Annotated in this window: 22 protein-coding genes; 15 read left to right on the top strand and 7 right to left on the bottom strand. The window is 37.9% G+C overall.

What is annotated here, in order from left to right; all coding sequences use genetic code 11:
• Window positions 1–26: 26 nt before the first annotated feature.
• Window positions 27–1,475, bottom strand: a complete 1,449-nt coding sequence (locus tag EHR07_RS06575) for an AsmA family protein (RefSeq protein WP_135744329.1) — start codon at window positions 1,473–1,475, stop codon at window positions 27–29.
• An 82-nt stretch (window positions 1,476–1,557) separates the two neighbouring features.
• Entirely contained in the window at window positions 1,558–1,986 is a 429-nt protein-coding gene (locus tag EHR07_RS06570; protein ID WP_135744328.1) for a hypothetical protein, read from the bottom strand.
• A 47-nt stretch (window positions 1,987–2,033) separates the two neighbouring features.
• Between EHR07_RS06570 and EHR07_RS06565 the strand changes: the two genes are divergently transcribed.
• The 4 genes from EHR07_RS06565 to EHR07_RS06550 all read left to right on the top strand — a co-directional run bounded on the left by EHR07_RS06565 (window position 2,034) and on the right by EHR07_RS06550 (window position 7,144).
• Entirely contained in the window at window positions 2,034–3,041 is a 1,008-nt protein-coding gene (locus tag EHR07_RS06565) for a hypothetical protein (protein ID WP_135744327.1), read from the top strand.
• Between the two features lie 171 nt (window positions 3,042–3,212).
• Entirely contained in the window at window positions 3,213–5,033 is a 1,821-nt protein-coding gene (locus tag EHR07_RS06560; RefSeq protein ID WP_135744326.1) for a GAF domain-containing SpoIIE family protein phosphatase, read from the top strand.
• 9 nt (window positions 5,034–5,042) lie between these two features.
• The gene (locus tag EHR07_RS06555; RefSeq protein ID WP_135744325.1) at window positions 5,043–6,467 is read left to right on the top strand and encodes an ammonium transporter; all 1,425 of its coding nucleotides are present in this window, start codon (window positions 5,043–5,045) and stop codon (window positions 6,465–6,467) included.
• A 38-nt stretch (window positions 6,468–6,505) separates the two neighbouring features.
• Window positions 6,506–7,144 carry an LIC11874 family lipoprotein gene (locus EHR07_RS06550; protein WP_135744324.1) on the top strand — a complete coding sequence of 213 codons (639 nt, stop codon included), beginning with the start codon at window positions 6,506–6,508 and terminating at the stop codon, window positions 7,142–7,144.
• On the opposite strand, the gene EHR07_RS06545 is transcribed toward EHR07_RS06550, so the two are convergent.
• Window positions 7,141–7,887, bottom strand: a complete 747-nt coding sequence (locus tag EHR07_RS06545) for a menaquinone biosynthetic enzyme MqnA/MqnD family protein (RefSeq protein ID WP_135744323.1) — start codon at window positions 7,885–7,887, stop codon at window positions 7,141–7,143. The genes EHR07_RS06550 and EHR07_RS06545 overlap by 4 nt on opposite strands.
• Before the next feature lie 71 nt (window positions 7,888–7,958).
• Between EHR07_RS06545 and EHR07_RS06540 the strand changes: the two genes are divergently transcribed.
• Window positions 7,959–8,816 carry a CheR family methyltransferase gene (locus EHR07_RS06540; protein ID WP_135744322.1) on the top strand — a complete coding sequence of 286 codons (858 nt, stop codon included), beginning with the start codon at window positions 7,959–7,961 and terminating at the stop codon, window positions 8,814–8,816.
• Window positions 8,817–8,821: 5 nt separating this feature from the next.
• Here EHR07_RS06540 and EHR07_RS06535 read toward each other — a convergent pair whose 3' ends face one another.
• The gene (locus EHR07_RS06535) at window positions 8,822–9,334 is read right to left on the bottom strand and encodes an HIT family protein (RefSeq protein ID WP_135744321.1); all 513 of its coding nucleotides are present in this window, start codon (window positions 9,332–9,334) and stop codon (window positions 8,822–8,824) included.
• Between the two features lie 72 nt (window positions 9,335–9,406).
• On the opposite strand from EHR07_RS06535, the gene rsmH reads away from it, so the two are divergent.
• The 7 genes from rsmH to murC are packed head-to-tail and all read left to right on the top strand — an operon-like array spanning window position 9,407 to window position 17,028.
• Window positions 9,407–10,351, top strand: coding sequence for a 16S rRNA (cytosine(1402)-N(4))-methyltransferase RsmH (gene rsmH / locus EHR07_RS06530; RefSeq protein ID WP_135744320.1), 945 nt, complete (start codon window positions 9,407–9,409; stop codon window positions 10,349–10,351).
• Window positions 10,339–10,695 carry a hypothetical protein gene (locus EHR07_RS06525; RefSeq protein ID WP_135744319.1) on the top strand — a complete coding sequence of 119 codons (357 nt, stop codon included), beginning with the start codon at window positions 10,339–10,341 and terminating at the stop codon, window positions 10,693–10,695. Before rsmH ends, EHR07_RS06525 begins: the two co-directional genes overlap by 13 nt.
• Window positions 10,692–12,218, top strand: a complete 1,527-nt coding sequence (locus tag EHR07_RS06520; RefSeq protein ID WP_135744318.1) for a UDP-N-acetylmuramoyl-L-alanyl-D-glutamate--2,6-diaminopimelate ligase — start codon at window positions 10,692–10,694, stop codon at window positions 12,216–12,218. The genes EHR07_RS06525 and EHR07_RS06520 overlap by 4 nt, the downstream gene beginning before the upstream one ends.
• A gap of 10 nt (window positions 12,219–12,228) precedes the next feature.
• Window positions 12,229–13,341 carry a phospho-N-acetylmuramoyl-pentapeptide-transferase gene (gene mraY, locus EHR07_RS06515; RefSeq protein WP_135744317.1) on the top strand — a complete coding sequence of 371 codons (1,113 nt, stop codon included), beginning with the start codon at window positions 12,229–12,231 and terminating at the stop codon, window positions 13,339–13,341.
• A gap of 22 nt (window positions 13,342–13,363) precedes the next feature.
• Window positions 13,364–14,512: an FtsW/RodA/SpoVE family cell cycle protein gene (locus tag EHR07_RS06510; RefSeq protein ID WP_135744316.1), complete on the top strand. Its 1,149-nt coding sequence runs from the start codon at window positions 13,364–13,366 to the stop codon at window positions 14,510–14,512.
• Window positions 14,509–15,585, top strand: coding sequence for a UDP-N-acetylglucosamine--N-acetylmuramyl-(pentapeptide) pyrophosphoryl-undecaprenol N-acetylglucosamine transferase (locus EHR07_RS06505; protein ID WP_135744315.1), 1,077 nt, complete (start codon window positions 14,509–14,511; stop codon window positions 15,583–15,585). Before EHR07_RS06510 ends, EHR07_RS06505 begins: the two co-directional genes overlap by 4 nt.
• Window positions 15,586–15,606: 21 nt before the next feature.
• On the top strand, window positions 15,607–17,028 hold the full coding sequence (murC, locus tag EHR07_RS06500; protein ID WP_135744314.1) for a UDP-N-acetylmuramate--L-alanine ligase: 1,422 nt from the start codon (window positions 15,607–15,609) through the stop codon (window positions 17,026–17,028).
• On the opposite strand, the gene EHR07_RS06495 is transcribed toward murC, so the two are convergent.
• The 3 genes from EHR07_RS06495 to EHR07_RS06485 are packed head-to-tail and all read right to left on the bottom strand — an operon-like array spanning window position 17,029 to window position 20,050.
• Window positions 17,029–18,159, bottom strand: coding sequence for a 5-(carboxyamino)imidazole ribonucleotide synthase (locus EHR07_RS06495; RefSeq protein WP_135744313.1), 1,131 nt, complete (start codon window positions 18,157–18,159; stop codon window positions 17,029–17,031).
• The gene (purE, locus tag EHR07_RS06490) at window positions 18,143–18,640 is read right to left on the bottom strand and encodes a 5-(carboxyamino)imidazole ribonucleotide mutase (protein WP_135744312.1); all 498 of its coding nucleotides are present in this window, start codon (window positions 18,638–18,640) and stop codon (window positions 18,143–18,145) included. The genes EHR07_RS06495 and purE overlap by 17 nt, the downstream gene beginning before the upstream one ends.
• Window positions 18,641–18,670: 30 nt before the next feature.
• Window positions 18,671–20,050, bottom strand: coding sequence for a UDP-N-acetylmuramoyl-tripeptide--D-alanyl-D-alanine ligase (locus EHR07_RS06485; RefSeq protein WP_135744311.1), 1,380 nt, complete (start codon window positions 20,048–20,050; stop codon window positions 18,671–18,673).
• A 51-nt stretch (window positions 20,051–20,101) separates the two neighbouring features.
• On the opposite strand from EHR07_RS06485, the gene EHR07_RS06480 reads away from it, so the two are divergent.
• Genes EHR07_RS06480 through EHR07_RS06470 form a run of 3 tightly spaced genes read left to right on the top strand, consistent with a single transcriptional unit; the run spans window position 20,102 to window position 23,352 of the window.
• Window positions 20,102–21,142 carry a Gfo/Idh/MocA family oxidoreductase gene (locus tag EHR07_RS06480; RefSeq protein ID WP_135744310.1) on the top strand — a complete coding sequence of 347 codons (1,041 nt, stop codon included), beginning with the start codon at window positions 20,102–20,104 and terminating at the stop codon, window positions 21,140–21,142.
• Complete coding sequence (locus tag EHR07_RS06475) at window positions 21,139–22,773, top strand: ABC1 kinase family protein (RefSeq protein ID WP_135744309.1); 1,635 nt, start codon at window positions 21,139–21,141, stop codon at window positions 22,771–22,773. Before EHR07_RS06480 ends, EHR07_RS06475 begins: the two co-directional genes overlap by 4 nt.
• 18 nt (window positions 22,774–22,791) lie before the next feature.
• Complete coding sequence (locus EHR07_RS06470) at window positions 22,792–23,352, top strand: lipoprotein signal peptidase (protein ID WP_135569478.1); 561 nt, start codon at window positions 22,792–22,794, stop codon at window positions 23,350–23,352.
• Window positions 23,353–23,403 lie beyond the last annotated feature (51 nt).

The raw sequence follows: 23,403 nt of genomic DNA, 5'->3' as shown, positions 1-23,403 counted from the left end.
TCAAGAGTGGTGTAAAAGTTTTGAAACTAAAAACCCAATCCTTTGAGTGCATCTCCCGCACCTGGGATTTTTTTCAATGCATCACCGGCTTTCCCTTTGATCACCTCTTTCACAGCACCACCAATTAAATCAGTTAAGGATCCAAGCCCTACACCTAATTCTACATTGGGATTACGGATGTCTCCATAAGTGCGAAAGGGAATAAACAACCGGTCATCTTTGACTAAGTTTCCAACGATTTTATTTCGTATGGCTTTCGGATCTCCTTGGCCTTTGGTAGCCTGTTTGATTTTTTCATCCACAGATGCTAAGGACTTTTTGGATTCATCTTCGTCATAAAGCATACCCATTTTCATTTCGTGGTAATTGGTTGTGGTAACTATATAAGATCCTTTGGAAATTTGCAGGTCATAGTTTTTGGTAGGAAAAGTTGGTTCGTCAAGAAAGGTCACCTTACCATTGCTATATTCTACATGAAAGGAAACATCTTTCTTTAATTCTGCTTTTTCTTTCAGTTTGTCCAACTTTAACCCAGCTTGGTTCATGGCTGGCAATTCACCCGCAATGGCATCAAATGCAGCAAATCCAGAAACAAAAGAATCCTCTTTCATGGTAACTTCATAATTTACTTTAGGATTTACAAGACCTGTTTTCACAACAAAAGGTGTGACTTTTCCTTCGGTTTCAAGTAAAAACTTGGCAGCTTCTTTTTTGTTTCGTCCAATGATTGTGACATTAGCATCAAAGTTCACATTCACATTGTTATGCGAATTTAAGTCACTTCCATCAATATCAATATCTTTTAATTCTAAATCTAATTTCTGAACCAAAATCTGTTGGCCAGTTTTTCTCATATTGACTTGGATGTTTCCTTCTTGGATACCGACAAGACCCATTTTAATAGCGATCGGAATGTCTTTGATGGAAAAAGGTCCAGAAGGTGGGGCACTTGCTTTTTCCTTTGCATCTTCCTCTTCAGCGGCTTTTTTCTCTGCGAGAGCTTCTGGGGAAAGTGCAGGGTTCTTTTCTCCATCCACAATTTTAGGTGTTTTGAAAAGCGAAGTTAGATTGTTTCCGCCATCCTCGTTCATGGTAAGAGAAATCTCTGGCTTTTTTAGAACGATTTTATTTACTTTTAAGGTTTTGGTAAGAAGGGCTAAGAAGGAAATCTTTACATCAGCCTTTCCTAATTCAATCACCCCTTTGGGTTTAGATTTTCTTTCTTCTAAAGGAATCCCTTTGTTTGCAATTTCATCTCTCGGAGCAAGGACAATCCCTTCAATTTCAATTCCAGAGAGAACGTTAAAAAGGTTGATGTTGACAGATTCAACATGGGCCCGAACATTAATGGCAGATTCAATTTGTTTGACAAGAAAACTCGGGGTGATAAAACTCCCGGCAAAAACTAACGCGATGATTACGATAAGCAGAATGGAGCCTATTAGAGCCGCAATTCCGTAACCTATTTTTTTCATATTTTCTCCTAACTTCGACACGAAAGAGTGGACTTGAAGTTAAGACAAATTTGGTTTCTGTAAAGTAAAAAAGGGAAAGAATTTAATTCAAAAACCGAACCGAACTTATGATATTGGTTAGTTGTTGGAATAGTTCATCTCCTACCTCTTCATCAGAATTGTAGGTAACAAGGAGCATTCGTGTATGATTGGCAACCATATAGACCATCCATACCCGGTCCTCTTTTAAAAATTCACAGGCCCGAATAGAAGAACCTTCGTTATTCTCAAAAACAGCAACATTTTCTGCATCGTAATCGATTTCATGGATTTTTAAGTAGTTTTCCAATTCCTGGTCTACGTTAAAATCTTCCTGTTTGGATTCAAATGCGTAAACCTGTAAGGCTCCTCCCCCATTAGGATGGAAAAAAGCAGGAATTTCTTCGACTACCATATGCTCCCAAGTGGCAGGAAAAAGAAAAGAATACCAACCTTGTGGGGAACGAAATTGTTTGTACATAGGTTTTGTCATAGTAAATCCCTTTTCTTTCCAATAAATCTTTGCAGTAATGGCAGTAAATGATTTTCAAAAGAAAATGGTATTTCCTGGTCATTGTTCTTTTCCTTTCGACCAGTGTTTGGGGAAAACTATTCGCACAGGTTTCCGGTTACGAATCCGCATACCCTTCCGCTTATTTACTTGGCCTTTCGTCTAGTGGAGTGGTCTCGTCCCAATCTTTAGGAAGTCTCTATGGAAACACTGCATTTTTAAGTAATCAACCAAATCATATTTTGGATGGAGGAGTGAACGGTAGTTATGCGAATCCAAAATTATCGCCTCTTTATCTTTCTGGAGCTGCCTATTATTCCTATTCAGGTACATTAGGTTTTGGATTTCGAGGCAAACCAGTTTTTTTAAGGTCCTTTCCTACGGATGAACGTTTTTCTAATTACGCATTTCAGGGTTTTATCAATTGGAAGTGGAATGAGAATCTCTCTTTTGGTTTGCAGTTTGGACCTGGAGTCTCTGGTCGGATTGGCGGGTATAGTTCCTATTCCTGGAATGTATCTGCCTCCGTTGCCTATCAATGGGGAGACTTCCGTTTCGGAGTGATTTTAGAATCCCCAGGTAGTTACCGCTTCGACAAATATTTAAAAACGGAAAAACTAAAAGAAAGATTGCCGGAACGTTTGTTAGTCGGAATTGGATATAAAGTCAACGAATGGATAGATTTACAAGTGGAAGGGAATCGAACCTTTTATGAAAAATCACATAGCTCATTGAATGGTAAAGATCATTCTTTTTCCTATCCAATACATACGATGTATACAGGTAACATTGGTTTAGCGATTGGTAAAGTAGAATCTTTCCAAGTTATCTCCGGTTTGGGTAGGGAGTTTCGTGCGGAAAATTCCCTACGCGGTTTTTATACAGCTTCTCTTGGAATCGCAGGTTCCATTTTTCCAAAAGAAATAGGAGAGGGATATTTATATTCCATCTCCGTGCAGAGAGCAGGAATGAGTGTTCCAGAAAGGGAGGGTGCTGAGACAAGGGCCGCCTTTCAAATCCAAATCCAGTTTCAATGAAGAACACCATTTGCTTAAAATAAAGGCATAATGAGTGATTTCCATGAATGATCCTTGTCGGATGCGCTGAAGTTAGATACAAAATGTAGAGATATATAGGATATTCTGACTTCTTTAGGCGAGATGCACTGTCGGTACGATACTTGCATCTAAATCAGAAAGGTATCCTATATGGTTGATTTCAAAGTTTCCAAACGAATGCTCGTCAACTTCCGCGGACAAAACAAAGTCGTGGGAGGATTAACGGATAAAGATAAAATTGCGATCCTTCTCTACATTTCCAAAGAATTTGCCAATTTAGATAGAGAAGACCAACTTTTCTCCAAGGTCATCCTGATATGTCAGGAAATTTTTGAGTCGGACAATACAACACTTCGACTTTGGGATGGGGAGTATTTAGTTCCCGTCAAGTTTGTCAAAGAAACAGAACCCCCTCGTAGAAATTTAAAAATGGGCGAAGGTTATTCGGGAACTGTTTTTGAGACCAAAGAACCAATTCTTGTAAACGATCTTTCTCGGTCAGCGCATTACTTCGATGAGGGGGAAACCACAAAATCAGTGATGTGTGTTCCTATTATGCAAAAAGAGGAAATCCTCGGAACCCTCGCTGTTGAAAGTGAACGTGAAAATTTTTATATTATCGATGACTTAGAAATTTTAGAAGCACTCACTTCCCAGTTAGCACTCGCTCTTTATGGGGTTAGGCTTATTGAAGGACTTGTGACAGCAAGGGCAAGAGAAGCAGCCATTCTAAATCAGTTAGAATGGGATTTAAAAATGGGTCGTAACGTCCAAAGCCAAATTCTCCCTCAGGATTTGAGTGCCTGGAACGGAATTTATTTTGCAAGCCACTACGAACCAATGGCAGAGGTAAGTGGAGACTTAGTTGATATCGTAAGACAAGGTCATTCCTTAACAGCGATTAACATCGATGTGTCGGGGCATGGAATTCCAGCTGCCTTAGTCACTATGGCCATCCACCACCAGTTCCGAAGGTCTGTGATGGCAGGACTAGGCCTTACTGAAATTATGGAAGAACTCGGTGAAAAACTGAGAGAACAACTTCCTGAGTCTACCTATTTCACCGCCTTTATGGTTCGGATCTTCAGTGATTATACATTTGGTTATGTGAATGCTGGCCACCAACGTATGTTACACTATAAAGCGGCTGATGATACTTTCATTCAATATGATACAAAAGGTGTTCCTCTTGGCATTCTTCCTGTCAGAAAAATTGATTATGAAGAAAAACAAGGAAAATTAGAACCGGGTGATTTTTTACTATTAATCTCAGATGGATTTAGTGAACAGAGAAATCATTTAAAAGATGAAGTGGGAGTGGACAGAATCCTTACTTGGTTACAAGACGAAAGAGAACGTCTGGTAATGGAAGGAAGGGGGAAAGTTGATCTTAAAAAATTAGCAAGTGCTTTTGTGGAACGATTCAGGGCTTACCAAGGAGATGTTCCCAATGGTGATGATTTAAGTTTTTTATTCCTCTATTGTGGAGATTCGATCCCGGAAGCTTCGCATTACATACAAATGGCGAAACAATCCAATTCCAAAATGAAAATGGAAGAAGCTTATGCCCAAGCACTAAAAGCATTCAGTATTGATTCTTCCCTAAAAGAAATTTTAGTTTTTTTAGGAAAAATGTATTACCGAGATGGAAAATACAACGAAGCCATTCGGTACTTAGAGGAATATTTAAGAACCTCTGGAGACAATACGGCGGCTTCCCATTTTATGATGGGTAGAGCTTACTACAAAGCAGGAATGATTTCTGAAGCAAAACGAGCGTTAAAGATGGCATTATCGAGCGATCATAGTTTTGCCAAAGCAAGTATCTTACTTGCACAATGTTATTTGAAAGAAAATGCGAAACCAAAAGCAATCAAAGTGTTGCAACAAGGCGTAAAAAACACACCTCAAAGTTTGGAATTAAAAACCTCACTGTTAAGGTTAGAATCACACTCGCAAAAAGTCGGTTAAGGAAAGTTTATGAAAAAGTTTGGAATATTATTTAGTTTAACCATCCTTCTTTTTGGCTCTGTCATTGGAGCCGAAGAAGTGACAAATGATGTTGAGAGTTTAGAAACTCTTGCAAAAGAAATGGCAAGTATCAAAACTTCTCTCGCAGAAACAAAACTTGCTTTAGAAACAACAAAACAAGAAGCCAACTGGGTGTGGACTTGTATTGCTGCCTTTCTCGTATTTTTTATGCAAGCAGGGTTTGCTTATGTGGAAGCAGGATTTACAAGGGCAAAAAATGCGGTGAACATTCTGATGAAAAACTTCTCTGACTTAACAGTGGGAGCCATTGCTTATTGGGTGATTGGTTTCTCCATTATGTTTGGTCCCCAAGTCCTTTCTGGATTTGGAGTGGGAGTCCCGTCTTTTGCGGAAAGTCTTATCAATACCGAAGATGGAAATATGGATCCATCCAAATATACGTTCTTTATCTTCCAAATCGTTTTTGCGGCAACGGCTGCAACAATTGTCTCGGGAGCTATGGCGGAGAGGACAAAGTTTTCTGCGTATTTAATTTTCTCCATCGTCATCACGGCTTTTATTTATCCAATATTTGGATCTTTTGCCTGGGGAAGTCTTCTCGGAATCTCTACTGGGTTTTTAGAATCTTTAGGACTGGGAGCCGGCGAGGGAGTGGGTTTTCATGATTTTGCTGGATCCACAGTAGTCCATAGCATTGGTGCTTGGGCGGGTCTAGCCGGAGCCATTGTGGTAGGACCTCGTATGGGAAAATTTCAAACCGATGGAAGGGTTTATCCTATCCTTGGTCATAATATGTCTATGGCAGCCCTTGGAGTTTTTATCCTTTGGTTCGGCTGGTTTGGATTTAACCCCGGTTCTACGACTTCTATTGAAGGGGGAAGTTTTGCAAGGATTGCCGTTGTGACTCATATGGCAGCCTGTGCCGGAGCCATCTCTGCAATGATCCTCACTTGGTTGTTATTTAAAAAACCGGAAATTGGGTTAACCTTAAACGGAGGACTGGCAGGTCTTGTGGCCATCACTGCACCTTGTGATGTGGTGAGTATTACGGGTGCTGTTTGTATTGGAGCCGTGGCAGGAGTCCTTGTGATTGTTTCCGTCCTCTTTTTGGATAAAATCAAAATTGACGATCCTGTAGGTGCTGTTTCTGTTCACGGAGTTTGTGGAGCTTGGGGAACACTCGCCGTAGGTCTTTTTAGTGTGGAAACTGGACTTTTTTCTGGTGCAGGTTTTGCTCAGTTTGCCGCACAAGCGATTGGGGTCGTTACTGCCTTTCTTTGGGCTTTTCCAACCAGTTTTGCTGCATTCTATATCATTAAAAAAACCATTGGCCTTCGGGTTTCCGAGGAAGAAGAATTATTAGGATTGGATATTTTAGAACACGGAAACGAAGCCTATCCCGTTTCCAAATAGTCCTTGACCCTGGGCTTTCTGTATGGGAAGCCTAGGGTGTGTTCCGTTTTCCTTTATTACTCATATTATTTTTTATAGGTTGTTTTGAATACGAAGAGACGATTCTCTTTCGTAAATTAAGTTCTGGAACTGTTGAAATTTCTTATACAGTTCCTCTAAAAAAAGATTCAAACGACTCACTCATTAAGTTTTTACCAACTTCTAAAGAAGAAATCATTTCCTCTGTTAAAAAAAAGTCGAATAACAACTTACAGGTGAGAGACTTTACGTTTCGAGAATTAGAAAAATCAGAAACTACCGATATGTATTTCAAACGAAAAGGAAAAGTTTCTTACAAACTCGACTTTGAAGACCCTTTACATTTAGAAGGAGTACTCATTGGAACTTTTTCGATCAAATCCAAACCTAGGTCTCTAACGGTAAAACGAGATTTTCCTAATTTGACTGACAACGCCATTTTAGAAACAAGTGTCGGTGAGAAAAAAATTATTTCTGAAACTTCTAGACTATTGCGGGAAGGAAAAATTCAGTTTAGAGTTTTATTTCCAAAAGATTCCGAATGTAGTTCTAATCGAGGTTTTATAGGACTTGGAAATTTAACGTACCAAATTCCCTTAACAGAAACTTTGGAGAATCCTGATTCAAAAACTTGGGAATATAAAATTCGTTTTTTTTAAACAAGATTTAATTCTTTTGCGGTTTTAATAAACAAATCAAATCCATCTAAATTTTTCTGTTCTGGTATAAAATGTAACTCTTGTTTGAGGTAACGGTCGGTGATGGCAATGGGAAGTCTTTTTTCCTCTTTGATGATGGAATCTAACTCTTTTAGTCCATATTCCAAAGCTGTTAAAAAGAGACGATCATCCCAAACTTTACCTTTAGGAAAGGCCCAAAAAGCAAAACAGAAATACAAACCTGTCGATTGGTTCCACCATTCGGCAAGATCCACCACTTGGTAACCGGGAACAGGAGTTTGTAATAAAGCATGATCTCCAAATAAAAGATGAGATCCTTTTCCCTCATTCATCATTTGGGAAATTTCCTTGGCGGGAGTGGGAATGACTTCTACCAGTTTCCCATATTCTCTAAAAAGTAAACATTGCAAAAGAGCGACACTGGAGCGAGAACCCTTGTCTGTGTATACCACTTTGGGTAGTCCTGGTTCCGATTCATGTCGAAAAAAGAGAACCGAACGCACCACATCTCTGGCACAAACTCCCACAATTTTTGTATAATCTAAACTTTCCCGATTCCTCTCACATTCTACAGAGGAAACAAGGGCACAGTCTAACTCACCTTGTTTTAAAAGTTCGATAAGAACACTAGGATTTTCATACACTGGTGTATATCCGGGCGTTCGCTCAAAATAGAGGGTAAGGGGGCGGGCATTCAGGTGTTTTACGATGCCGATTTTCATTATCTAATTTCTCTTCTAAAAAACAACTTGTCAGAACGGGAAAAGAGTGTCGAATCACTTACGAGGGCAAATTGGACTTTCGAACATCTTTAAACACAATCGGTGATGCAGAATTTGAATTCATTAAAAACTTAGTGTACAAACAAGCTGGGATTTTTTTAGCACCACATAAAAAAATTATGGTCCAGTCAAGACTCAATGCGAGACTTCGCACTTTAGGAATCACTAGTTTTGAAAACTATGTAGCCAAGTTAAAATTGGATCCAAAGTTTGCGACCGAGGAAATGCAAGAACTCATCAATCGCATAACAACTAACAAAACGGATTTTTTTCGCGAAAATCATCACTTTGAATTTTTAAAAAACCAATACTTTCCCGCCTTAGAGCAAGCTGCGGCCAGTGGTGGTTCAAAAACCCTTCGTATCTGGTGTTCTGCCTCATCCACGGGAGAAGAGCCTTATTCGATTGCGATTACTGTTTATGATTACTTTCAAACAAAACCAGGTTGGAATTGCAAAATTTACGCCTCAGACATCGATACACAGGTCATTGCCACTGCTAAAAAAGGTTTGTATCGGGACGATCGTTTGGAACCAGTTTCAGAGGCCATGAAAACCAAACACTTCACCAAATCGATGGAAAAAGACCATGTTTATTATGAAGCAAAACCACACTTAAAGGCTTTAATTGACTTTAGACAAATTAACCTTCTCCATTTTCCCTTTCCGATTACTGAAAAATTGGATTTAATCTTTTGTAGAAATGTAGTTATCTATTTTGATAAACCAACGCAGAAAACTCTATTTCAAAATTTTGAAGTGAGTTTGAAGCCAAAAGGGTATTTAATCCTCGGGCATTCAGAAACTATGTTTGGAATTTCGGATAGTTTTAAATTCTTAGGGCACACAATTTACCAAAAGAAAGACTAAGAATTTTAGTCTTCTTGGGCCCAAAGTTGTTTGAGGTCTTCCCACATTTGGTAGGGTTCGTAGATGACAATCCTCGTATTGGAAAGTACATCTAAAAAACCAGCTTCATTGGGAAACCTAGGCACAATGTGTTCATGGATATGGGGGATAGATCCTCCACTATTTTTTCCTAGATTGTAACCAGTATTGAATCCTTGGACTTTCCACTGTTTCTCGAGAATCCTCATTGTTTTTTGCGTGAGTCTATGGATATCAAGAGCTTCTTCTTCGGTTAGCTCCAAGTAATGAATGATATGACGTTTGGGAAAAATTATGATATGGCCAGGATTGTATGGGAATAGGTTGATCGATACGATGGAAAGTTCCGTCTCAGCGATGGTCAGATTGGGAACAATTTCATTTTTGTCACGAACCCCGCAGAGAATGCAGTCCACATTGGGTCTATCCCCTTTGGCATAACCCAATTTTCCTATGCTGAACAGGTTTTTTCTAAGAGAATGTTCTTCATAGGAACTCATTTGTACTTTCAATCTCCCCAAAGGATTAAAGGATTGCAAGGATTTTGACAAGTATACAGTAAGAAAGTAACAGTGTCAGAATCTCATCATATCCCCGTACTTCCTAGAGAAGTGATCGAATTACTCCAAAAAACGGAAAACACCGAACCCCTATGGTTTCTGGATGGAACTGCCGGAGAAGGTGGGCACTCCAAACTCATTTTACAAACCTTTCCCAAGGCATATCTCATCATAATCGATCGTGACTCTGTCATGTTAGAGCGGGCAAAAAACGAAATTTTATCTGTCATCGGATCTCTGGACCGTGTGTTTCCTTTCCAAATGAATTTTTCTGAAGTCGACCAGGAACTTTTGGATTCGGTTGGTTGTCCTGGACTTGATGGAGCCCTTGTTGATTTAGGAGTTTCTTTATTTCACTTCCTTCATTCTGGCCGGGGATTTACTTTTAAAAATGATGAACCTTTGGATATGAGGCTCGAACCTCAAGTGGGAAGTAAAACTGCCGCCGACGTGGTCAATTATAGCACAGTCTTACATTTAAAAAAAGTGTTTTGGGAATACGGAGAAGAACGTTGGGCTCTAAAAGTTGCAAATAACATAGTCCAGGCGAGGCATAAAAAAAAATTCGAAACCAATACCGATTTAGTAAAACTGGTTGAGGCATCCATTCCCAGAAAATTTTGGCCCAAAGAAACACATCCGGCTACGAGAATTTTCCAAGCCCTTCGCATTGAGGTGAATGAAGAACTAGTACATGCTGAGAAAGGAATTCGAATCCTTGCTGGTTTGTTAAAAGTCGGAGGGGTTCTTACCTGTATTTCTTTTCATTCCCTAGAAGATAGAATTGTAAAATGGACTTTTCGCGACCTGAAGGCTACTGACCATTTTGAAATTTTAACCAAAAAACCTATCCTACCAACAGATACAGAAATACGAGAAAACAGAGCCTCTCGGTCGGCAAAATTAAGAGGGATCCAAAAGATAAATCCGATATTAAATAAGAGATGGGAAAGGTGAAAGAAAAAATCAAAAACATACCAGAAAGGGTATTCGGTTTTTTCTCTCCGTTAAAACCTTTATTGGTTCTATTTCCTTTTTTTATCTTTTTTTATACGATGGTTTGGCAAGGGCTTACAAAAGCTAGGCTCACAAGGCAGATTCATGAAAGAACTTCCACCAAAGAAGAACTCAAACGCAAAAACGATGAACTAAAAATCGGAATTGTTACTTATACCTCCGCAGAAAGAATAGAAACACTCTACCGGCGGACCTACCAATTTTTACCCATTAGTTTGGGCAATCGTACAGTCACTATAGAACTGCCACCTATCCCAGAAAAGGGAACAAAAGAAGAAGAATGAAACTTTCAGAAATTTTAAAACGAATTCCCGATGTAAAACTCATCAAAGGGGAAGGTTCTTTGGAAGTGGATTATATTTGGGGAGATAGTCGCAAACTAAAACCCAATGATCTTTTTGTCCTTCCAGACGATACAAATGAAAATCAGGAACTATTTCTGAAAATGGCAATAGAACTTGGATCCAAGGTAGTCCTTGTTTCCAAACGTCATTTAAAACTAAAAAGTTTGGAGTTATTTTCTGCCATTCTGGAAACAGAAGATTCCGTAGGTGAAGCACATGGAAAAATCGCATGTTTACTTGCAGGAAATCCCGCCAAAAAAATGAAACTTGTGGCCATCACAGGTACTAATGGAAAAACTTCATTAACGTTTATTCTTTTCCACTTAGCAAGAAAAGTGGGAAAAAATGCTGCACTTATTGGAACTGTACAAATTCAAATCATGGACCGGGTTTTAGAATCGGGATACACAACTCCTGACGCTTCTTCACTCAACCTTCTCCTCAAACAAATGTTAGAGGAAGGAATTGAATACGTATTTATGGAAATGAGTAGTCACGGTTTAAAACTAGGAAGAGTGGCTGGTCTTGAAATCACTTGTGCGGGATTTACGAATCTAACACAAGACCATTTAGATTTTCATACAGATATGGATGATTACTTTGAAAGTAAATTTAAAATCTTTCAACTCTTAGAACAATCGTCTGTTAAAAATAAATTTGGGCTTGTTGCCGGTGATGTTTCCTACGGGGATAAAATGGTAAAACGCATTGCCGAGGCAAAATTAAAATCCCCGATTTATATTTTAGGAAAATCTGGGGAGTTTAATTATACAAATACAAAACTTTCCCTATTAGGTAGCGAATACCGATTCCATAAAAAAGCAAAGAACCTTCCCTTTATTGAAGTGCGGAGTATCAAAACCAATTTACTCGGCAATTTTAATGTTTTTAATACCGCTTTCGCGTTATCCATTGCTTACGAATTGGGTTTTCCTTGGGAGGAAGTGATTTCTTGTTTGGAAAAAATTCCAACAGTTCCAGGTCGCTTTCATGTGGTTCCTTTTCCTGATAGGTCGAGGATTGCCGTTGTGGACTATGCTCACACTCCCGATGCTTTAGAAAATATCTTAAAAAGTTGTGTGGAAATTGGTCCCAAACAAATCATTTGTTTATTTGGGTGTGGGGGAGACCGGGACCGTACAAAACGTCCGCAGATGGCAAGAATTGCCGAAACCTTAGCTGATTTTGTCATTCTCACCTCAGACAACCCAAGAACGGAAGCACCTGAATCCATTTTAAATGAAATTGAATCTGGGTTTTCTCGCGGATTCCAAAGGTATGAAAAAATCACCGACAGAAGGGAAGCCATCCAAAGAGCAGTAGGATTATTGGAACGAGATGGAATTCTTGTGGTAGCTGGCAAAGGCCATGAAACGTACCAAATCATAGGAAAAGAAAAAACAAAATTTGTAGATTTTGAAGAGATAGAGAATGCTTTTCAAAATTTAGGACTTGGTCGATAGGGGAAATAGAATGTTCCAGTGGATTTATGAATCGTTTGGAAACGATTATGGTTTCCTTAGAGTTTTTAGTTATGTAACTCTCCGTGCGATGATGGCGGGACTTACTTCAATGTTTATCACCTTTCTTTTTGGAAAGGCTTTGATATCGTTTCTTCTATCTTTGAAGTTTCGCGAATCGGTTCGTAACGATGGACCTCAGTCCCATGCTGCCAAATCGGGAACACCAACGATGGGGGGACTCATTATGATACTTTCCCTTACCGTCTCCACTCTGTTATGGGGAAATCTTTCTAATTTAAATGTTTTATTACTACTTGTTTCTGCCATTTTATTTGCAGGACTTGGGTTTACAGATGATTATATGAAATCTGTGAAAAAAATCAAAGGAGGGATGAGGGCAAGGACGAAGTTTCTAGTCACCATCTTCTTTGCCGTTTCGATCACCACACTCTATTTTTATTTTACGGGAAAATCAAATACCGTAGCAACCAAAGGAATCCTCTTTAGCATCACAGATTTGTTTCTTCCTTTTGTAAAAGGTCCTGTTTGGAATTTGGGATATTTGGCAGTTCCCTTTGCCATTATCGTATTAATCGGGAGTTCCCATGCTGTGAATTTAACCGATGGACTTGATGGACTGGCATCGGGAACCGTTGTGATTGCCACAGCCACCTTTGCACTCATTTCCTATGTATCAGGAACACCGTCTGCGGCAAATTATTTGCATATTCCCTATTTACCTGGTTCTCATGAATACGCCGTATTTCTTGCAGGACTTTCAGGCGCTCTACTTGGATTTTTATGGTTCAATTGCCATCCAGCGCAAGTATTTATGGGAGATACTGGCTCCTTGTTTTTAGGATCCACTCTTGGACTTGTTGCCATTATGTTAAAAAAAGAAATTCTTTTGGTAATCCTTGGTGGTATATTTGTGGCAGAAGCCGTGAGTGTGATTTTACAAGTGGGTTCTTTTAAACTTACTGGAAAACGTATTTTTAAAATGGCTCCGCTCCACCATCACTTTGAATTGTCAGGTTGGTCAGAGGAAAAAGTAGTGATCCGTTTTTGGATTATTGGGATTATCCTTGCGATCATCACTTTATCCACATTAAAAATCCAATAGTCCAATTTATTAAAATAGACTTATGGAAATGATCCGAAATGTAAAAAACCTATTTCAATTTGGCAGTTCCCGGTTTGACGGACCTGTTTTGTATGGAGTTTTTTTATTATTTGGAATGGGCATTGTGATTATGTACAGTGCCTCTGTTATTCCCGCCGAACGTGAGTTTTCTGATCCTAATTATTATTTAAACAAACAATTGTTATGGGGGTTTGTTGGAATTTTTAGTTTTTTGGTGTTTAGCCAAATACCCTATCAATTTTTAGTAAAATGGTCATTTCTATTTTCGGTAATCAGTTTATTATTACTTATTTCTGTATTTATTCCTGGACTCGGAAAATCAGTGGGAACCAGTTATGGTAGGAGTTTTAATCGTTGGATCCAAATTGGCGGAATTCAAATTCAACCTTCTGAGTTTTCAAAAATCAGTATTTTACTTTTTTCTTCTTATTTTTTTTATAATTTTGATTTTAAAAAAGTAAAATGGGATAGAAAAAAAATTGTCTCGATTGGACTTATATTTGCCACCTTAGTCTTAATTGTCATTGAACCTGCATTTGGTACAACGATTGAACTACTCCTCGTTCTATTTTTTTTTGTATTACTTGCTGGATTTCCGATGAAGAGGTTATTTATATTAGGTGCCTCCATTTTGCCTCTCCTCATTGTACTTGTGACTCAAGTTGGTTACAGGAAAAAACGTTTGGAGATATGGTTAGATCCTTATAAATTTCGGTTTGATGAAGGTCACCAATTAGTTACCAGTTTTCGAGCCTTTTTTGATGGTGGAAGTTTTGGACGACCAGTGGGTTCTGGTTACGCACATCGTTATTTAGCATATAGCCATACCGATTTTGTGATGGCTTCCTTTGTAGAAGACTTTGGTTTTTTGGGATTTTTAATATTCCTTTTGGTGGTTCTATTTCTTTTTGTTAGAATTTATTTCCTTCTCCAACGATTAAAAGACAAACTTGGATTTTTTTTAGGGGCAGGGATCTTAATTCTTTTTGGTTTCCAAACCATTTTAAATTTATTTGTTGTAACAGGAATCGTTCCTGTTACGGGAATTTCCTTACCTTTTTTAAGTTATGGTGGATCCTCTCTCATTACAATTTTTATCCTATTCGGAATTCTTGCCAACATCACAAGTAAAGAGAATTTGGTATTATGAGTGGATCTGTTTTAATTGCAGCTGGTGGGACAGGCGGACATATTTCTCCTGGAGTGGCCCTTGCCGAAGTTTTGGCAGAAAAAAAATCATCTTTCGGATTCGATGAGGTGTATTTGCACTCTTTGATTCGAAACAAAGACAATCCTGATCTTTTAAATCCACCTTGTCCCGTCCTTTGGCATAATGTACCACAGTTAGGTGGACTGCGCACGTTAGTTTATCCTTTTTTATTTATATTCCCTTTTATAAAATCGATTTTTCTTTTTAGAAAATTAAAGATAGAAGCAGTGATTGGAATGGGAGGATATTCTAGCCTTCCTTCCATTCTATATGCAGTTCTTTTTCGAAAAAAATTATACTTATGTGAACAAAACTGTGTGCCAGGAAAAATCACTCGCATCTTTTCAATGTTTGCTGAAAAAATTGCGCTTAGTTTCCCTTTAGCTGATGGTTATTCGATTTCAGGAAAAACAATTGGAAATCCCATCCGTAGGCGTGTTATTCCGGAACAACTAAACATCAGGCAAAATGAAAACTTACATGAAGGAAAAAAGAATACAGTAAATGTTCTTGTTCTTGGTGGCTCACAAGGCGCAAGGCAACTCAACCAAATGATACTAAAAGCAATGGAAAATCCTGATATTGCTAACAAGTATAAGTTTCGATTGTTAACAGGAACTTCCCTGTATGAAGAAACAAAACGTAAGTCAGTAGGAAATGCTGAGATCATATCTTATGCAAACGATATGAAACCCAATTATGAATGGGCAAACATCGTAGTGGCAAGATCTGGTGCGGGTGTCCTTGCGGAATGTTTGGTTTATGGTTTGCCAATGATTCTAATACCTTATCCTTATGCAGCTGACAATCACCAAAAAGAAAACGCTAACTTTATAGAATCACAAGGTGCCGCAGAAACCATCCATTCTACTTCAGAAGATCCAACGAAACTCGTTCAAATTTTACTAAGATGGAAAGACCATTCTGAAATCCTAAAAGAGATGGGTCATAAGTCCTTATCACTATCCAATGTAAATGCAGCTTATCAAACCGCTTCGTATTTTTTCCATTAAAGAGTTTGAAGTTCTAAAACGATGAAAGGTCCTATTTTATTTTTGGGAATTGGTGGTAGTGGGATGTCAAGCCTTGCTCATATGGCTTTAGATCTAAAACTACCAGTGATTGGTTATGACCAAAAAAATTCGAGTATTACAGAATATTTAAAAGAACGTGGTGCTTTGATACAAAATGATATTTCATCTATCCCTTTAGTTGGAATTGAGATAGTTGTTTATAGTTCGGCCATAAATGATAAACACAAACAGGTGTTTGATGAAATTAAGAGTAAAAATATTCCGCTAAAACATAGATCGGAATTTATGCATCTTCTTGTTTCGAATCAGAGATCGATATCCGTTGCTGGAAGTCATGGCAAAACATCAACAACTACTATGGTTTCTCAAATTCTCACAGAAGTTGGAATGGACCCAACCATTATGATTGGAGGAGACACAAGTCTTTTAGAAAAACGTGGCGGGAAAATGGGAGGGGGAGAATTTGCTGTTTATGAATCGGATGAATCCGATGGCACTTTTTTAAAACACAAAGCCTCCATTCGTTTATTAACAAATATTGATAATGACCATCTAGATTATTACAAAACCAGAGAAAAACTAGAAGATGCCTTCCTAGAATATATCTCTTTCAAAACAGAGGGCGATGTTGTATTGTTTGCCAGTGACACAGGAATCAAAGAGGTTCTACAGAATAAAACGAAGGAAATCATTTCCTCTCCCCAATTTCGACTTTTCCTTTGTTTAGAAGACAAAGATACAAAATCAGAATGGTATCGAAATTTAGAAACGAAACTAGGAAATCATCTGATTCCGGTGATTTACCAAATCAAAGAAGAAATCCTAAATTTTTCCTTTTTGGAATTTAAAAACATAAACTTACATTTACCCTATCCCGGTGTTCATTATCTTACCAACGGACTTGTTGCGTTAGTGGGAAGTTATGCGGCGGGGGTTACTCCCAAAATTTCAAATGAAATCCTCTTTCGTTATATCGGAGTGAAACGAAGACAAGAGGTGCTAGGACTTTGGAATGGAGTGATAGTCATGGATGATTATGGTCACCATCCCACTGAAATTTCTATGGTCATTCGGTCTTTAAAAAATAAATTGAAATCAAAAGGAAAACTAGTTGTACTTTTCCAACCACACCGTTATACACGCACTCAATTGTTATTAAAAGAACTAGCAGAGTCACTTTCGCTTGCGGATAGTTTACTGATCCTTCCCATTTATTCTGCTGGCGAATCTCCGATTTTGGGGATCAGTCACGAATCATTTCTTCCTTTTCTAGATCATCAAAATACAGAATTACTAAAAGGAGAAATGGATTTAGATCTTTTGGTGATCAAAAACAAATTACAAAAGGGCGATATATTCCTATGTTTAGGAGCAGGTAATGTAAGAGATTGGGGACTTCGACTTCTCGAGAACCAACCTTAATTACAAATCGTGGAAAAGGGGATTTACCTCTTCTAAATTTCCTTTAAAATTCATATGCCCCATCTTTCTGCCAATTTTTGCATCTTTTTTTCCATAAAGATGAAGTTGGTACCTATCATCTTTTAATAGTGTTCTTGCGATCGCCAAACTTTCCTTATATTCATTTCCCAAAATATTTTTCATAAGAGTTGGCTTTGGCCTAACATCTGTTGGGGGATGATTTCCGGTAATTGCAGAAACATGTAAGTGAAATTGAGAAAAACTTTGACAATCTTGCGTAAAATGACCTGTATTGTGTGGTCGCGGTGCAAACTCGTTCAGATACATATGGTTTTCTTTCAGAAAAAATTCCACACCCATAGTACCTACATAGTCCAAAGATTCGGCAAGTTTAGATGCCATTTCGGTTGCTTCTAAATTTAATCCAACAGGAATTCTCGCAGGAAAAATTGATAAATCTAAAATATGATTTTTATGTTCGTTTTCAACAGCACCATAACAAACAATTTCCCCATTTTGAAAACGAGTGAGGATGATACTGATTTCTTTTTGAAAAGGAATTACTTCCTCAACTAAATATTCTTCTTTCCCCGTGAAAAATGCATTCTGTAAAAACTCTTTGTATTCTCCCTCATCTTTCACTTTCACTTGGCCTTTTCCATCGTATCCAAAACGAAGAGTTTTAATGATCCAAGGGTAGGGAATGGAAGTATCCATTTGGGAAGATTCTTTGGTTAAATGAAAAAAATCTGCAGTTCGAAAACCTAACTTACGAAAATGGGTTTTTTCTAAAAATCGGTCTTGGGCAATGACAAGGGCCTTTGGCGGTGGAAAAATCTGAATTTGTTTTTTTTCCGATTCTAAATATTCTAAAGTTGATTTTGGGATATTCTCAAATTCAAAACTCAAAACATCAATTTTAGAAAGAAAGGTTTTTAAACTAGATAGATCTTCGTAGGAGGCAACTGTCGCAGTAGCACCTGCTTTTTCACAAGGGGAATCTTTCTCCGGAGAATAACAAAAAAAATCATAACCGAGAGGTAGGGCCTCTAAACCCATCATTTGTCCTAGTTGGCCAGAACCTAATACACCAATTTTTGTAGTCGAATTTTCTTTAGATGAGTTGGTCATTTTTGGAAAGTGCTAATTTGCGATTTGTGTCCGCATAAGATGCCAATTGATTGTGAAGTGAATTATCTAATAGGGAAAGAATACGGACTGCCAGTAATCCTGCGTTGGCTGCACCACTGGTTCCAATGGCTAAGGTTGCCACAGGGACACCTTTTGGCATTTGTACAATAGAAAGTAAACTATCCATTCCATTCAGAGCCTTGGATTGAACAGGAACACCTAATACAGGTAAAGTGGTAAGGGAAGCAGTCATTCCTGGTAAATGAGCCGCACCACCAGCTCCAGCAATAATGACCCCAAACCCATTCTGTTTTGCTGATTTTGCAAACTCCACCATTCGTTCCGGGGAACGATGAGCCGAAACAATTTCTTTTTCAAAAGGAATTCCAAACTCAGTCAAAATATCACAGGCTTCTTTCATGGTTTCCCAATCAGAATGAGAACCCATAATCACAGCTACTTTGGGAAGATTTGTAGGCATACGTGTAATCTAGGAAAGGCCAGTTCTGTATCAACCCTTAAAAGTTTCTAAGCCTAGAACAATTCTTTCCATTTTCATCGACCGAGAACCCTTTACGAGTAATACAGAATTTTTAGGAATTGTTGTTTTTACAAATTGAATGAGTTCCTCTACCTCAGTAAAACATCGAGCTCCAGGGACTTGTTTTACCATGGGTTTTGTTTCTTCACCAAACCCAAGTAAGATACCTTTACCTATCCTTTGTATTTCTTTACCTATTTCTTCATGGTAGTATTTTGAAAATTTGCCAAGTTCCTTCATGGATCCGAGGATCCATACAAGGTTACGATGCCCGGCAAATTGTTCTGCAGCACCAATACTAGAAAACATAGATTCAGGATTGGCATTATAACAATCGTCAATAATCGTATAATATCCTTTATTGATATTCAATCGTTTGTCTGGACTTTTGTAATTTTGAATTGTATTAGCAATATGATCTGTCGAAATTCCAAAATGAATTCCGACAGCCATCATTCCACGTACATTACTGAGAAGTTTTGATCCTGGGAGTTTCCAGTGAATTTCCTTTCCTTCCCAATCCAGTCGAAATCCATTGGATTCTATTTTACTAACCTTTAAAATTGGATTTTTTTTGTGGTTCCAAACTTCTAATTTTATATTTTGTTTTTTGGTTCTAATTTTGACCCGATTCAAAAAATCCAAATCATCGGGCACAAATAAAACGGCATTGGTTTCCATTCCAGAAATGATATCAATTTTTTCTTCCGCAATGGCTTCCCGGCTTTTTAGATTTTCAATATGAGCAGAACCAATATTAGTAATTAAAGAATGAGTTGGTCTTGCGATCAAAGAAAGACGAGAAATTTCACCCCTGTGGTTCATTCCTAATTCACAAATGACCACCCGAGTTTTTTCATTGATTCGAAACAAGGTAAAGGGAAGTCCAATCTCATTATTGTAATTTTTTTCAGTAACAACCAAACTATCTTTTTTTAAAAATCCAAAAAGCCCACCTAACAAATCCTTTGTCGTTGTTTTCCCTGAGGAGCCAGTGACCGCAAGGACAATTGGATTAAACCTATCTCTATGATAACGGGCAAGAACACCCAGTGCCTTCAAACTATCGGAAACAATTATCGCCTTGTCTAAATTTTCTTTTGTGAGTTGTTTTAGAATGGGATGATTTTTTTCGCAAAGAAAAGCTATGGCACCTTTACTAAGGGCATCGGGAATAAATTCGTGACCATCTCTTGTTCCACGTAAAGGAACAAACAATGATCCAGGTTTTGTCTCAACAGAAGAGGTTGTGATCCAACGAAAGGATGGGTTTTCTGTCCGGTCCCAATGGGGGTCTTTAGAAAACAAACTTAGAATAGTTGACAAGGAATATTCAAATGGTGCGATCATAGCTTCTATGCCAGTTTCTTTCAGAAAGAAAGATTTGGAAGAAAAAGATAAATGAAACGATCCAAAATCAAAACCATCCTGATCGGTCTTGGACGGATTGGATCCAGTTTAGAAACAGACCCATATCGTAAAAAACCATGTACTCATATGGGAGTCCTCCAGTCCGAATGGGGGAAGGAAAAATTTGAATTCATTTTAGGTTTGGACAGTGATCCTAAAAAATGTGAATCCTTCCAGAGTTTTTGGAAAACCCAGGCAGAGAGAGTGGACTGCGATCCTAAAAATGTCAAATTCCCAAAGTCCATCCAATTGGCTGTCATTTCCACTCCCAGTGTTTTTCATGAAGACTGGGCCATCCATTGCATTCGCCAGGGGATTCCCAATTTACTCATCGAAAAACCGGTTGCCCTTTCCGAATCGGGAGCCAAAAGGATCCAAAAACTCGCCAGTCAGTATAAAACAAGAATTTGGATCAACCATGAAAGGCGTTACCATCCCAGTTATCGGTATGTCAAAGACCAACTAACAAAAGGTCATTTAGGAAATCTAAAATCCATTCGGGCCTCCGTGTTTACCTCTGCAAAAAACCCAGGGTTAGCCTTTTCCAAACAAGGAGGGGGACCTTTACTCCATGATGGAACCCATGCTGTAGACCTCCTGCATTGGCTCATTGGCAAACCTAAGTTAGTGGAAGCTAAATTAGAACACCCAAAAAAAGGGGCAATAGAATCAAGGGCTGTGGCCTGGTTTCGATCCAAAACTGGTGTGGATGTATTTTTAGATGTCAGTGGCGAAAGGAAATATTTTCAATTTGAATTAGACTTACATACCGACTCTCATAGAATCATTTGTTCCAATGACGGATTTCAATTTTTCCAATCGAAATCCTCAAAATTATACAAAGGATTTCAAAGTTTATCTCCCTACGAACCACCTGGTTTTCCAAATCCTAAAACGGCAAATGCATTTCTAGGAATCTATGAGGAAATCTCACAGGTGATTATGGGGAAAAAACAAACGATGGAAGGCACTCTTTCAGACAATATTGAGATTCTAAACATGATAGAATCTATTTATAGGCAAAAAAAATGAACTCCAAACAAAACCGGTCTGTCTCTATTTATTTTTTTGTAATTATTACTTGGTTTGAATATCTTTATCTAACAAAAATTAAACGAAAATTTAAAAATGAAACCAATTATGAATCTGCAAGAATAGAATTTCTAAAAAGAAAAGGGAAGGAAACCAAAAATCTCTTTTTCCAGTTAGGTGGCGTATATATCAAAATTGGTCAATTTATAAGCAATTTATTCCATGTTTTGCCAGAAGAATTTTTATGGGAACTCCAAGACCTACAAGACAAAATTCCACCAAGAGAATTTGAAGAAATAAACAAACGTTGGATCACTGATTATGGAAAACCAATGGTCGAAATTTTTTCAAATTTGGATACCGCGGCTTACGCAAGTGCATCCACCGCACAAGTTCATATTGGCTATTATCACGACAAAAAAGTAGCAATCAAAACCTTATACCCAGGAATTGAAGAAGATGCCATTAGGGATTTAAAAACCATCTCAAGGGTAATTTGGATCATTGACCGTTTTGTATTCAAAATTTCTGCCAAAGAAGTCAATGAACAATTGCATTCTATGATTCGTGCAGAACTTGATCTACGTAGCGAACTAAAAAACCTAAAGTACACCAAACAATTATTTGCTTTAGAAAAAGATTTTTATTGCCCGAATCCAATTGATGAACTCTGTAATAAACATACACTCGTCACAGAATTTGTTGAAGGAAAGAAAATTTACGAATTAATCGCTTTAGAACCTCATACCAAAAAGAATCCACATTTAGAAAAATTGGTTCGAGCTTATATCTTAATGATTTTCGAATACCGCTTTTTTCATGCGGACCCACATCCAGGGAATTTAATTTTTATGGAAACGGGAGAACTTTGTTTTATTGATTTTGGAGCCGTCCAGTCTATCTCTGAAGAAGAAACCCGCATTTTAGAAAGAATTCTAATTGGTGCGATGAGAAAAGACTACCACCTAATCACAGAATCCTTATTTGAACTCGGAGCCGTGACAGAAACCTTATCCAAAGAAGAACTCATCCAAATTGTAAAATATTCACTCGAAAAACTAAATCGTATTTTGGAATCGACTGATCATTTCCGAAACATAGGACTCGATACACTTAGGCCCAAAGAAGACCTTCGTTTTTTAAAAGAAATTCAAGTGAGTTTAAAACGCCTACTTTCCAGCCTAAAACTTCCTCCCAATTTTCTTAGCCTCCACCGCGTACTTGCTTTGTTACTTGGAAACTCATCCTATTTAGATCCAACTCGCTCCATGATCGATTACGCAGAAAAACCATTTTCACAAATCGTTCTAAAGGGAAGTTCTTTAAAAAAACTGTGGAAAGACGAAGGAGAAGAATTTATCACAAGTCTCTTTTCCTTACCGAAGGAATTAAATGAGTTTTTATACAAATGGAATCGAGGAGAGTTCCAAACCCCGGATTCTTCCAGAATGGAGGAGTTAAGGCTGAAAGAAATATTTACCTTTGGAGCTTTAGGGTCGATATTTTTCTTTTTCGGAATGTATTATTCGGAAAAATTCTGGAAAGAACCAAGCATATTATTTTACATACTATCAGGACTTAGTTTTTGGTCTTTGGCCAAATCAAGTCTAAGTTATTGGAAACAAAAATAAACGGACCATCTTTAATTTATGAATCTACCTAAAACCCCATTTTTTTCGGTTTTTAAACCTGGATATCTTGCCTTTGTCGCATTTGGACTTTTTTTAGATTTATCATCCAAATATATCATTATTACTAAAATGTTAGCTCATGAAAGTATCCCTGTGCTAGGTGATTTTTTCCGATTGTCTTTAACTTTTAACACAGGTTTTGTTTTTGGTTTATTCCAAGACAATGCACTTCCATCTTTATTTGCTACTGGATTTGCCATTGTATTTTTAATTTTTTACCGCTGGCAAAATGCTGATTTAGGCAATGCTTGGGGCTGGAATTTCGTAATGGCAGGAGCTTTTGGAAACTTTTTAGATAAATTCTTTGTAAAGATTCCCGGTGTAGGATTTCGATTTGGATTCACCCCGGAAAAACCAGGAATCGAATTTATTGGTGTGGTGGATTTTTTAGATTTTGAATGGCCAGATTTTTTACTCTTCGACCGCTGGCCTGCCTTCAACGTAGCAGACTCCTGTGTTTCTATTGGAATCGTGATTTTACTCTTAACAATGGACTGGAAAGAGTTAGATAAAAAGTAACTACAGCGAATTTAAAACGAAAAGGGTTCAAATGAAAAACTTGGTCCCTTT

Origin of the sequence: Leptospira bandrabouensis, from assembly GCF_004770905.1 — a bacterium.
GTDB lineage: Bacteria > Spirochaetota > Leptospiria > Leptospirales > Leptospiraceae > Leptospira_A > Leptospira_A bandrabouensis.
The sequence above is the reverse complement of the archived record's forward strand: the minus strand, read 5'-3'. Positions and strand labels throughout refer to the sequence as shown.